This window comes from Leptospira harrisiae (genome assembly GCF_002811945.1).
Taxonomy (GTDB): domain Bacteria; phylum Spirochaetota; class Leptospiria; order Leptospirales; family Leptospiraceae; genus Leptospira_A; species Leptospira_A harrisiae.
In genome coordinates this window covers 199,723-212,297 of the sequence record NZ_NPDX01000006.1, presented here as the reverse complement: position 1 = coordinate 212,297, position 12,575 = coordinate 199,723, and the positions used below count along the sequence as shown (strand labels likewise).

The 12,575-nt window shown below is 40.8% G+C and carries 13 protein-coding genes; 7 read left to right on the top strand and 6 right to left on the bottom strand.

The window, feature by feature from the left end; all coding sequences use genetic code 11:
- Positions 1–105: 105 nt before the first annotated feature.
- Entirely contained in the window at positions 106–459 is a 354-nt protein-coding gene (locus tag CH364_RS17210; RefSeq protein WP_100745020.1) for an antibiotic biosynthesis monooxygenase family protein, read from the top strand.
- Entirely contained in the window at positions 459–1,304 is an 846-nt protein-coding gene (locus CH364_RS17205; RefSeq protein ID WP_100745021.1) for an RNA polymerase sigma factor, read from the top strand. The genes CH364_RS17210 and CH364_RS17205 overlap by 1 nt, the downstream gene beginning before the upstream one ends.
- 31 nt (positions 1,305–1,335) lie before the next feature.
- Here CH364_RS17205 and CH364_RS17200 read toward each other — a convergent pair whose 3' ends face one another.
- The 4 genes from CH364_RS17200 to CH364_RS17185 form a co-directional block, all read right to left on the bottom strand.
- Positions 1,336–2,175, bottom strand: a complete 840-nt coding sequence (locus tag CH364_RS17200) for a DMT family transporter (protein ID WP_100745067.1) — start codon at positions 2,173–2,175, stop codon at positions 1,336–1,338.
- Between the two features lie 69 nt (positions 2,176–2,244).
- On the bottom strand, positions 2,245–2,727 hold the full coding sequence (locus tag CH364_RS17195) for a DUF2505 family protein (protein ID WP_100745022.1): 483 nt from the start codon (positions 2,725–2,727) through the stop codon (positions 2,245–2,247).
- A complete protein-coding gene (locus CH364_RS17190) occupies positions 2,727–3,494 on the bottom strand; it encodes a ferritin-like domain-containing protein (protein ID WP_100745023.1) in 768 nt (255 codons plus the stop codon). Before CH364_RS17190 ends, CH364_RS17195 begins: the two co-directional genes overlap by 1 nt.
- Before the next feature lie 58 nt (positions 3,495–3,552).
- Positions 3,553–4,221, bottom strand: coding sequence for a lysoplasmalogenase (locus CH364_RS17185; RefSeq protein ID WP_100745024.1), 669 nt, complete (start codon positions 4,219–4,221; stop codon positions 3,553–3,555).
- A 65-nt stretch (positions 4,222–4,286) separates the two neighbouring features.
- On the opposite strand from CH364_RS17185, the gene CH364_RS17180 reads away from it, so the two are divergent.
- The 4 genes from CH364_RS17180 (at position 4,287) to meaB (ending at position 9,761) form a co-directional block, all read left to right on the top strand.
- On the top strand, positions 4,287–4,595 hold the full coding sequence (locus CH364_RS17180) for a hypothetical protein (RefSeq protein WP_243401445.1): 309 nt from the start codon (positions 4,287–4,289) through the stop codon (positions 4,593–4,595).
- Between the two features lies 1 nt (position 4,596).
- Positions 4,597–6,408 carry a methylmalonyl-CoA mutase family protein gene (locus CH364_RS17175; RefSeq protein ID WP_100745025.1) on the top strand — a complete coding sequence of 604 codons (1,812 nt, stop codon included), beginning with the start codon at positions 4,597–4,599 and terminating at the stop codon, positions 6,406–6,408.
- Between the two features lie 2 nt (positions 6,409–6,410).
- Entirely contained in the window at positions 6,411–8,549 is a 2,139-nt protein-coding gene (scpA, locus tag CH364_RS17170; RefSeq protein WP_100745026.1) for a methylmalonyl-CoA mutase, read from the top strand.
- A gap of 99 nt (positions 8,550–8,648) precedes the next feature.
- On the top strand, positions 8,649–9,761 hold the full coding sequence (meaB, locus tag CH364_RS17165; RefSeq protein WP_100745027.1) for a methylmalonyl Co-A mutase-associated GTPase MeaB: 1,113 nt from the start codon (positions 8,649–8,651) through the stop codon (positions 9,759–9,761).
- Positions 9,762–9,780: 19 nt separating this feature from the next.
- On the opposite strand, the gene CH364_RS17160 is transcribed toward meaB, so the two are convergent.
- Positions 9,781–11,610 (bottom strand): Lnb N-terminal periplasmic domain-containing protein, encoded by a 1,830-nt coding sequence (locus CH364_RS17160; RefSeq protein WP_243401446.1) that lies wholly within the window; start codon positions 11,608–11,610, stop codon positions 9,781–9,783.
- Between CH364_RS17160 and CH364_RS18895 the strand changes: the two genes are divergently transcribed.
- Positions 11,600–11,725: a hypothetical protein gene (locus tag CH364_RS18895; protein ID WP_279306207.1), complete on the top strand. Its 126-nt coding sequence runs from the start codon at positions 11,600–11,602 to the stop codon at positions 11,723–11,725. The genes CH364_RS17160 and CH364_RS18895 overlap by 11 nt on opposite strands.
- Positions 11,726–11,757: 32 nt before the next feature.
- On the opposite strand, the gene CH364_RS17155 is transcribed toward CH364_RS18895, so the two are convergent.
- The gene (locus tag CH364_RS17155; RefSeq protein WP_004788263.1) at positions 11,758–12,036 is read right to left on the bottom strand and encodes a hypothetical protein; all 279 of its coding nucleotides are present in this window, start codon (positions 12,034–12,036) and stop codon (positions 11,758–11,760) included.
- Between the last annotated feature and the right edge of the window lie 539 nt (positions 12,037–12,575).

The window sequence follows — 12,575 nt, the reverse complement described above, 5'->3', positions numbered from 1 at the left end:
AAAAATCTTCCGGGAAACACATTTTTTTCCCCCTCTTCTGTCACAACTCTCCTTTTGGCGTGTATCCAGTATAGAGGGCAAAAATCCTCTAAGGAAACACTGATTATGTTAGAAAGTTTAAAAAGCCAAGGACAAGATTTATTAACCCTGGAAAGTCTACCGCAAACGACAGCAATCGAAATCGCCATCGTTGAATGTGCCATTGAGGATTCTGAAAAGTACCACAATATGAGGAAACAAATGTTACCTCTAATGCAAAGCCAACCAGGTTTTTTAGCTTGGCGAGCCTTCCGGTCGAAAACGAGAGAAGGGATTCTTTTGGATCTTTTATACTGGGAAAATGTAGAGGATTGCCATAAGGCTGGAGAATCACTCCAAAACAATGAAACAGGAAAAGAATTTTTCGCATTGATGAAACAGACTTTGGTCTTTGAAATGTTCGAACGGCAACCACTGTAATGAAAACAAACCAACCAGAGGAAACACAACTCATCGAAAGGGCGCGGACGGGAGACCGCCGTGCTCTCGAATCTTTACTTTCAAAGGTGCAAACTTGGATCTATAATGTCATTCGTCGTATCTTGTTGAATCCGCAAGAAGCGGAAGACCTTACTCAAGAAGTGCTGCTAAAAATTGCAACGAATCTTGCCGCATATGATCCAACTCGTGCCAGCTTTAAAACATGGGCTTACAGGATTTCCGTAAATCACGCGTTAAATGGAAAAAGAGGAATGTTGGAAGAAATAACAACAGGCTTTTCTGAATATGCAAATGAATTGGAAAAAATGCCAAATATAGATATACCGGCAAACGAACTTTCTAGTCCAGAAAACTTAGTTTTGATAGAAGAAGCAAAGGCCTCTTGTACATTGGGAATGTTATTATGTTTAGACAGAGAACAACGGATTGCCTTAATCCTTGCCGACTTAATGGGACTTAGTGATCGTGAAAGTTCGGAACTACTAGATATATCGAATGAAGCTTTTCGTAAACGATTGAGTCGAGCCAGAAAAGACCTCTACACCTTTATGGATGATAAATGCGGACTTATGAACGAAAAAAATCCCTGTCGTTGTTCCAAAAAAATGAAAAGTTTTCAAAACAATGGTTGGATCGATCCGGCAATTCCTCGTTTTTCTATGCCTCTCGTTCGCCGCCTTAAAGAACAAGTGAAGGAACTAAATTGTGAATATGAAGATTTCAATGAGCATAAGTACCAAGAGATATTTCGGGATCATCCTTATTTTACAACTCCTCCCAAAATTTTGGAAGAGTTACTGGTAAAATATAGTCCCACGATATAAGTTTTTGGTCTCTTTGGACAGAGGAGAATTCTTAAACCTTCTTCTCCTCCTCTCTTTTTCCACTCTCCGCTTGTTTTCGAAACACTTCTAAAATCGCACAAAAAAGAATCACTCCACCACCTAACCAAAGCCTATCGGGTGGTACCTCTCCTAAAAAATACCAAGCCGCCAAACTTCCGTAAATGGGGCTCAGTGTAGATAAGGTCCCTGCAGTTGTCACTGACAGATTAGATAAACTGCGAATCCAAATGGTATGAGCAAGGGATGTAAACACTCCTGCAAGAACCACCTGAAATACCAGGTATTTAGGTTCTGCGAGCATCACAAAAAGACCATCGGCAAAGGGAAGGAGGACAAGGCTTGTGGCAATGAGTTGAGTAAAAAGAATCTGGGCACTGGGATAATGCACATGCATTTCTTTGGTGAGCAAATTGCGTATGGCATAAAGAACTGCAGAGACCACTCCCCAAACCACTCCTTGGAACATTTGGTTGTCCCAAGAAAGATCTGGCACAATTAAAAAAAGCCCAAAAAAAGAGAAACAAGCGATAAAGAAGGCAAAGGGGTCAGGGCGTTTTCCACCAAACATTGGTTCTAAGATGGCAGAAAACACAGGATAGGTGAAAAGTGACAACATCCCCACTGCCACAGTAGAAACCTGAATGGAGTGAAAATACGTAACCCAATGCAGGGCAAATAAAATCCCAATCCCAAAAACAAACAAAAAGTCTTTAAAACTGCGATAGGAGACTGACTTCCCACGAATCCAAAAAAACAAACCAAGGATAAGAACGGAAAAGAGTGCGCGTCCAGAGATAATCGTGACAGCGGGAAAGGGAAGGAGTTTGGCAAACAAAGTGACGTTCCCCATAATGAGGATCGTCAAATTGAGTTCTAAAACAGATCGTATAAAAGTAGGAGAAGAAGACTTCACTTCTACTTAGGATTCAACCCCCAAAAATTTGGCGATGGATTTTCTGTCTTTTTCTAAACTATGTTTGTGAATTTCTTCAATGGCCTTTTCTACAATGGGAGAGACAAATAGAAGACCCGAAATCACATCCACATCGTAAGACCGTTTAGAGTCAGATCCTTCCGCTTCGTATTTACTTTTCCCTTTGATCACGAATACATTGTCTTTCCCTGGAGGAGAGATTTTGAATTCATGAGTGTTGGTTGTAATATCAAAAGTGGATTCTTCCAAAAGTGAAAGGTCATTTAAAGCAGCTGAAAGTACAGCGGGCATTGATCCTTCTAAACTTACCTTTCGTTTTTGGCGAATGATATTCCCCTCTTTCGTTTCCTCCAGCAGAGTTACATTTTTTAAATCAGGAAACTGATCTAGATGTTTGTATCTTTCCTCTCTAGCATGAAGAAGTTTTTCAAGGGAAACGGGAAATGAATGGGTTACTTGGTATTTCACTATTTTTTCTTACCTTTCTTTTTTGCAGGTTTTGATTTTTTAACCGCTTTCTTTACAGCTTTTTTTACTGCCTTTTTAGCGATTGTTTTCGCCGACTTCTTGTTTGCTGGTTTCGCAGTTGGTTTAGAAGTTTTTTTAGCAGAAGGTTTTGTTTTTGCTGTATTTGGTTTTGGAGCAGGTTTCGAAACTTTTGGTTTGGATGTCGTGGATTTTGTAGAACGATTGACTTGTTCCAAAAGATCATCATCTTCCCAATAGAATACTTGGTCTGCTGGAGTCGATTGTTCCATTGCCATTGCTTGAGCTTCTAACAATGAATTATTGGACTCATTAAAATTAGCCAATTTTTGAAATAACAAATTGATTTTTGGATCTTGGAATTTGTTACGAATGGTAGCGTAAAAATTACGAGCATCTTCCCCTTCCCTGATGGCTAGTTCAATTGCTTTTCTTTCGTCAGCCTTGACTTCTTCGTTTTTGTTTCGATCAAGCCTGTCCATCACTTTCTGGATGGTAGAAGAATGAAATTTTTCTATTTGAGAAAGTTGTTTTAGATTGGGAAGTTCTTTCCCTTCCGCACTTTTATAAATTTCTTTGATAAATTTAATGTGCTCATCGCCATCTAACGCAAGTTGGCTGAACAATTCTCTAATTTGCCCTTCGGGTAAACTTTCAGAAAGTTTTAGATAAAAATTGAAACATTGAACCTCATGTTCAATCGCAGCAGCAACTGCTTCAATAAAGGATGTTTTTTTTAGTGATTTCATAATCCCATTCCCCGGTTATTCAAAACCATAGATACGATACTCGTGAGTTAGAAGTGAATCAAGTATTTTTCACTGATTGTACATCCAGCTCTTCCGCCTTTGTGGCTGAGTATATGAGAACCTGAGCAATGTAATAAGTTACCATGATTCCCATGGAAGCTGTGAATCTGTCCATTTCAGGTTTGAGAAACATGGAATAAGCAATGATGGAATCAGAAAGAATGAATACAAGGGCTCCAATTAGGCCAAGATAAAATGGCTTAGACACGGAATTTCTTGCAGCAGCGCGCCAACCCATAAGACAAATCGCAGAAATATAAATTCCCACTGGAATGAGAAGCGCTCCTAATTTTGGAACAAGGACAAGAAAGAAGGAGGAACCAAACAATAAAAACGGAATGGCAAGGATCGGTTTGATTTTAGAATCCAAAGTGAAAGCATAGGAATAAATCAACTGAGCAATGAGAAAGGAACCAAGCCCAAATACAAAAAATCCTTCCTTGGGAAGTGCAAGGAAACTATCACCAAAAAGAGAAAACACAAGACCCACCGCAACCAATTTCCCACGTTTTTCCAAACTCGGGAAGTAGCGAAAAAGTGCTACGATGAGAATCAGGATCGGAATGATTTTAGAAGGGAGATAGAGGACATCCTCTTTTGTGATCGTAGCGATCGCAAACAGATGCACAATAGAATAGAGAACAAACAAAACAATTTCTTTAGCCATATTTCTTACTTTACAGGGATATCATTCTCGAGATTTCATCAGATGAAAGCCCGAGTGATCAGCCTATGAAACAAACACGACCCTTGTCCATCCTTTTCTTAATCTGTCTCCTGTGGACCCAGACATTATCCGCAAGAGAAGTTCCCTCTGGTGGTGAAATGTTGATTGATTTGCTTGTGGCTCGTCCCATGGGTCTAGCCGGCACAGTACTTGGGACTGCGGCATTCATCGTTGCTTCCCCATTCACATTATTGTCCGGAACTTTTTTACAGTCAGGAAGACGCCTAGTGGTTTATCCAGCAAAATTCACCTTCACACGTGGGTTAGGCGACTTCCCAGGGTATATGGAAGATTACCAAATCGTAGAGGAATAAATTGAACGAATTTCTATTTTCAGACTTTCCTGAAGTATCCACTGAGGATTGGAAAAACCAAATCCTAAAAGATTTAAAAGGTAACCCTTGGGACAAAGTCACTTGGGAAACAGAAGAAGGATTCAAAATCGAACCCTTCTACCGCAAAGAAGACATCACAGAACTCCCCAGAGTGTACAAACGAACCAGTGGTTGGAATGTCACAGAAACAGTAACCTCCGAATCCGAACTCACCGATCTTTCCAAAAAAGGTGCAGATGCGGTAATATTACTCTTGAAAAGGGAAAAAGAAAAATCAATTGGATTAAACATCAATACTTCAGCTGACCTAGAACGACTGGCAGCACTTACTGGAAATCTACCTTTGGTAGTTTCTTTAGAAGAAAAAACGCCTTCCTTCTCAGACTCATTAAAAAAACTCAGTTCTTCGCATAACACCGTACTTGGTGACTTTGACCCTTATGGTTTTGCTTTAAAAAACGGAGAATTAGGTACCGAAGAAAGTACAATTAACAAATCATTTGCCTCCCTTTCCGGAACCAAAGGGTTTGCTGGTGTTGGGATACACAGTTATTATTTACGTGATGCCGGAGCTTCGATTGGCCAGGAACTTGCTTATTCTCTTTCATGGGGAGTGGATTATTTAAACCGCCAGATTGATGCTGGTGTTACTATCGAGGATTCTGCCTCAAACATATGGTTTTGGATGGGAATTGGTTCTGACTACTTCACGGAAATCGCAAAATTTCGTACCATGCGAATCCTTTGGACAGAAGTCCTAAATGCCTACAAACCAGGGCTTGGGGAAACTGTCCCTGCACTCATCGTAGCTAGGTCTTCCAACTTTCAATTCACGGCTTATGATCCACATGTGAATATGTTACGAGGAACCACAGCTGCCATGTCTGCTGTGGTAGGTGGTGCTGACTTTGTTTCAATATTGCCATTTGATTCCGAATACTCCGCACAACAAGAGTTAGGCAAACGAATTGCTAGAAATTCACAACTTCTGCTACGTTATGAATCCTTCTTAGATAAAGTGGAGGATCCGGCTGCTGGATCTTATTACTTAGAAGTGCTCACGAAAAAACTCGCAGAATCCGCTTGGGCCAAATTCCAAACTTTGGAAAAAGATGGTGGGTTTGGAAAAGCACTGAAACAAGGAACCATCCAAAAAGAAATCAATGCACGTGCAGAGAAAAAAAGAAACGCACTGGCAAGCAAAAAAGAAATTTTACTTGGGACCAACCAATACCCACTGGCATCCGAAAGACATCCAGAATTGAAAACCTCTCTCGAAGAAACTTCAAAACAAATTGCAACGAAAGTACAAACCACTTATTCTCCCCTTCTACCGGTTCGTCTTTCCTATGAATTTGATAAATGGAGAAATCTCACTGATGCCCATGTGACCGCAGGTAAAAAACTTCCGAAGATTTTTTTACTCACCATTGGGGATCTGACTATGAGAAAGGCTCGCGCAGGTTTTTGTTCCAATTTCCTCGGCTGCCTTGGATATGAAATCGTAGACAATTTAGGATTTGCTTCTATCAAAGAAGGAGTAACAAAGGCCAAAGAACTGGGATGCGAAATCGTTGTCTTATGTTCGTCTGACGAAGAGTATGCGGCATACCTTACCGAATTTGTTTCGGAAATGAAATCCCAACTTCCCAACTCTTGGAAACTCCTGGCAGGATATCCAAAAGACTTAATCACCCAAGCAGAATCACTCGGAATCGACGACTTCATCCATATGAAACGAAACATCGTGGAATTTATGGAAAAAGCCCAAACCAAATGGATCGGGAAATAAACATGAAAAAACCCAATTTTGCAAATATTCCACTTTCTTTTAGCGAAGGGAAACCAGATCCCAAGTCCATCGCCCTTTGGCAAACGGCAGAAGGGATCTCCATCCAATCTCGTTATGCGAAAACGGATTTGGAAGGAATGGAACATCTAAACTATGCTGCCGGGATTCCTCCTTACTTACGTGGCCCTTATTCCACGATGTATGTGAATAAACCTTGGACCATCCGCCAATATGCTGGGTTTTCCACAGCTGAAGAATCCAATGCCTTTTATCGTAGAAACTTAGCTGCCGGACAAAAAGGACTTTCTGTGGCCTTTGACCTGGCTACTCACCGAGGTTACGACTCTGACCATGAACGAGTGGTGGGAGATGTGGGAAAGGCTGGTGTGGCCATCGATTCAGTTTTGGATATGAAAATCCTCTTCGACCAAATCCCTCTCGACCAAATGTCTGTTTCCATGACTATGAATGGTGCAGTGATCCCAGTTCTTGCCTTCTACATTGTTGCGGCAGAAGAACAAGGGGTAACACGGGACAAACTTTCCGGTACCATCCAAAATGATATTTTGAAAGAGTTTATGGTGCGTAACACTTACATTTACCCACCCAAACATTCCATGAAAATCATTGCTGATATCTTTGGTTATACTTCCAAGTATATGCCTAAGTTTAATTCGATTTCCATTTCGGGATACCATATGCAAGAAGCGGGTGCTACGGCAGACTTAGAACTTGCTTATACACTTGCCGATGGATGGGAATACATCAAAACAGGAATTGCTTCTGGACTTTCCGTGGATGAATTTGCTCCTCGCCTTTCCTTCTTCTGGGCGATTGGAATGAACCATTTTATGGAGATTGCCAAGATGCGTGCGGGAAGGCTTCTTTGGGCAAAGATTGTGAACCAGTTCCAACCTAAATCCACGAAGTCTTTGGCACTACGAACACACTGCCAAACCTCTGGTTGGTCACTCACCGAACAAGACCCTTTCAACAACGTAGGAAGGACTTGTATTGAAGCGATGGCCGCAGCCCTAGGTCACACACAATCCTTACATACTAACGCACTCGATGAAGCCATTGCCCTTCCTACTGACTTCTCAGCAAGGATTGCAAGAAATACACAAATTTATCTCCAAGAAGAAACCAATATCAACCGAGTCATCGATCCTTGGGGTGGTTCCTTCTATGTAGAAAAACTCACAAACGATTTGGTTCACAAAGCTTGGGCCCTCATCACCGAAGTACAAAAGTTAGGTGGTATGGCGGAGGCAATCGAAACGGGAATTCCTAAGATGCGGATTGAAGAAGCATCGGCAAGAAAACAAGCCCGTATCGATTCTGGGAAAGATGTGATTGTTGGGGTCAACCGGTTCCGTTTGGATAAGGAAGCTCCGCTTGATATTTTAGACATTGATAACACTGCCGTTCGGATTGCCCAAATCAAACGATTGGAGCAAATGAAAAAAGATAGGGATAGTTCTGCCGTAGAAGCCGCGTTAAATGCCATTACCAAATGTGCCGAAACCGGTGAAGGAAACCTTCTCGAACTCGCAGTGGATGCCGCTAGAAAACGTGCGTCTCTTGGTGAAATTTCTTATGCTATGGAAAAAGTATTTGGGAGGTACAAAGCTGTGATTCGTTCTATCTCTGGAGTGTATTCCTCTGAAATTTCCGAAGACAAAGGATATTTAGAAGCAAGAGACCTTGCAGATGAATTTGCCAAATTAGAAGGCCGTCGTCCACGGATCATGGTTGCCAAAATGGGCCAAGATGGACACGACCGTGGTGCCAAGGTAATTTCCACTAGTTTTGCAGATATGGGTTTTGACGTTGATATCGGGCCACTTTTCCAAACCCCTGCAGAAGTTGCCAAACAAGTAGTAGAAAATGACTGCCATATTTTGGGAGTATCTTCCCTTGCTGCTGGTCACAAAACTCTCGTCCCACAAGTGATTGAAGAGTTAAAAAAACTGGGAGCAGAAGATGTGCTCGTGGTTGTGGGAGGAGTGATTCCTGCCCAAGACTACGACTTTCTCTACAAATCAGGTGCTACGGCTATTTTTGGACCGGGAACTGTGATTTCAGAAGCTGCCAAACAAATTCTGAACATCCTTCTTGGTGAAAGAAGAGCTGCCTAAGTTCTAAATTAAACAAGGGACTTTTCCCACCAAACACCGATTTACTGAATTTACCAACAGTGGATCGGTGCCTATTAGGATCTTTCACAAAAAATCAATATGGAAACACCAAACGAGGACATTGGCAAAAAGAATCAGGATTCCAGTAATGTGAATCCAAAATCGGCACTTTCTGTTAACCCAGGTGTGGCCGATGCCCCAGCCATTTCTCCTTACATTCGTGACCAAAGAAAAACTTTAAGTCGCAAAGAAATTTCCGTGGCAGAACTTGCCGACGGAATTCTTTCGGGAAACCGCACCCACCTCTCCAAAGCCATCACACTTGTGGAAAGTAATTTAGAAGTCCATAATGACAAAGCCCAAGCCATCCTAGAACTTGTGATGCCAAAGGTGGGAAATTCCATTCGGATTGGAATCACAGGTGTTCCCGGAGTTGGTAAATCTACATTTATTGAAAGTTTTGGAAGTTACCTCCTGGAACAAAACCACAAACTTGCAGTCCTTGCCATTGACCCGAGTAGCCAAAGAACCAAAGGTTCCATCCTTGGTGACAAAACCAGAATGGAGATTCTTTCCAAATCAGAAAATGCTTTCATTCGCCCATCACCTAGCAGTGGTTCTTTGGGAGGAGTCGCTAGAAAAACTCGCGAGTCCATGTATCTCTGTGAAGCAGCAGGATTTGATACCATCATCATCGAAACCGTGGGTGTGGGACAATCCGAAACCCAAGTCCATTCCATGGTAGACTTTTTTTTGTTACTCATGCTTGCGGGTGCGGGAGATGAACTCCAGGGTATCAAACGAGGGATCATGGAGATGGCAGACCTCATCGCCATCAATAAAGCGGACGGAGCTAATGAACCTTTTGCGATGCGAGCTCGTGTTGAGTATGAATCTGCACTCCACCTTTTCCCGGCCCCAGAATCCAAATGGACACCTAGGGCCACTACTTGCAGTGGGATTGGGGGAAAAGGAATTGATGAAATTTGGAAGTTAGTTTTAGATTATATTTCGACTACAAAAACAAACGGATATTATGCGAATAATCGAGAGAACCAAACTCGGATGTGGTTTGAAGAAACACTGAGAGAAGTGGTACTCGAACAGTTTTTTTTACGTCCTGGTAAAAAAGAAGCCATTAAGGAATCGGAAAAAAAATTGATGTCAGGCCAGTCCACACTCTTAAAAGAAATCAAACGATTGGTGGAATGATTTTCCACCAAGTCCAAAATCAGAAGAAAATTTTTAACCCTGCCTGGTATTCGTTCCAATCCAATTCCTTTGTTTGGATTTGTTTGTATTTTAATTCTAATGATACATTTTCTAATAATGTCCAATTGATCTGAGAGACAAGTTCAGGGAAGTTCCCTCTATCTCCCGCAAAGTAAGACCTGTAGTCTCCTGAAAAAATCAATCCAACAGATTCATAGATACGAATGAGAAGGCCAGTACTACTCACTCCGCCTAAACGATATCCACTCCCCCAAATGGGTGATTGGTCTACCCTGAGATCCAAAAAAGAAAACATAACAAATTGATACCTAAAAAAAGGATAAAATGGCTCCCAAGCAACCCCATAACCTCCACTCGCATAACCGTAGTATTCCGTTATTGGTTTTATGTAATTTTTCTCGGTATACAATGACTTAACACCTAAATCCAAACGCCAAGAAGGTTTCCAAATTTTTTGTCCAATTGGATTTAACGATGACATTTCCAAAACATGAAACTCTTGTATGACGGTTTGTTTTGTATCTTCATAAAAACGTGCATTCATTCTTAAAAACGAAATTTGATTGTATGGAGAATAACCTAGATAAGAATCTGTAAAGTCTCGTAAGACCGGCCGATATTGGATTTCACTATAACCTCCATTCGTCGAATTTCCATGAGCGACTGTTACCTGGGATGGAGCATGGCTAAGAAGTGGATTGGACAATTTATCAATCTGGAAATAATCCGGTAACGAATTTAAAACTTGTATATCTCCTCTTTTTTGGTCCGCTTCTGCATATAACTGTTGGTCTTTGATTTCCATCTTCCCATATGCTTTAATTTTATGAATGACTAGATGATCGATATAGATATCAAAAAGAAGAGTCCTTCTATCTGAGTCTAATTCAAATGCAGAATCCATATTCCCATCTACCATTTTGTCTAAAATGGTTTTTTCTGAAGAAGTTAAATAACCATACTTGTGTCTGTATCTTTCGATGATAGAAGGTCTAAACTGAATTTGTTCAATGAGTCCTGTTTGGTTGGAAAGAATTTTCAAACTTTCAGTTGGCAGTAACATTACTGAAATTCGATCCGTAAGTTTCAGCCTTGGTCTTGCTACTTCGAGAAGAGTCAAAATGCGGAACGAACAATTTTCATCTAAAAAATAATAATCAAAATGGTTTTGTGACATCTCCCAAAGGTGACGAGTCAATTGATCCACTTCTTCTTGGTTTAAGTTGAGTTTGAATTCCCAAAGATTTCTATTTTCAAATTCATTGTATTCATGAATTTTATATAAGTATTTTTGAATTTCAAATGATCCATGAAATCCACCTGCAAGCCCATAAATCACAAATGAAATTGGATCGATGTTGCCAGGAACTGTTGCCGCATAATTCAAAATTAAATCTTCAGAAACAACTCCATTTGGTTTTTCTTCATTAAATTTAAGCATCGTATGCCCAAATAATGAAGCTGGATGTTCCGGATGGAAGGAAGCAAAAATCACCGAAACTGATTTTGCTCGCATTTGGTTTTTAAACTCAGGCCACTTCGGACATTGTTCTTCCCAAGTTGGGTCGACGGGAAATCCAAATCGTTTTCGAATCCAATGGAACCTGGCAGGGAATTTGCATTCCATTTTGATTAATTCTTCTTTCGGTTTTTGCAAGAGATCCAAATGTGCTTTTAATTCAGAGGTAGGATTGGTAAGACCGTCCGCAGATAAAAAAAAGGAAGGTCCGTCTGCCAAACTTTTATGCTTCTTTTTCCATTTGGAAGTTTGGTAGTGAAGTAGGACGAGCCAATCTCTTTCCAATGAAGCTTTTTCAATGGAATCCAAATCAGGAATGTTTGGTTGGGAAAGTATGGGTGAGGCAGAAAAACAAAAGAAGAAAAAAGTTGTAAGAAAAAAAGTATGGAGTCGGTTCAATGAAAGAGGAGAGAAGTTGGACTGAGCAACAAAAGTTGCCTCAGCCCAACAAAAAACTTACTTAACGCCAGTTGCTTGGCAAGCTTCAGTTGTAGAAATACGGCTTGTAGTGAACAATCCGTGAGTCGCAGGACCTTTTGCATCAACAACTTGAGTCACACCTTCTTTGTTTAGGTCATCTAAACAAGCAGTAACAGGAGCACCCCAAAGTGTAAAGATAGCTGGGTTCATTTGAGTAGCAGTTACTACTTCTTTTCCGCCCACTTTAGTTTTGTCGATGCTGTAACAGTTTGCAATGAAAGCTGCAACTGCTGCCATGAGTAAAATTTTCTTCATAAATTCTCCTATGAAAGTGTAGCCAAGGCTATCTTCCCATTTCCTCGGTGCAATATTTTTTCGGGGAACAGATGTTACAGAATGGTAATTTTTTAGATCGTTTGTAGGTGATTTTGCCACCTATGATCATTCTAAAATTTAAAGGACCACACTCGGTGGGCAAAAAAAATACCACCGTGGTCTCGAACACGATGGCACTTGCACCAAGCAATGGAATGTTAAATGGAAATTCTACGCTATTCGCCAGCCAGGGTAGGACAGACTGGGATTATTAGGATCATGCTAACAGAGACGAGAGTCGCTGTCTATCTACCAAATGGTATAAAAAGGAAGGAAAGGAACATTCCCAAATAGATACTTTTGTTTTTTGGATTTCTCTTTATAAAACCCAATTCATGAGAAATACAAGGGCTAAGTACACACCAAACCATAAAACAAGCCTTAGTTTGATGAGGAGAGCAGAGATCCAATGAATTGATTCTAGTCGCATTTGTTTGTATTCTGGTAAGTTGATGAGATAGTATAACCATGTTTTCAGT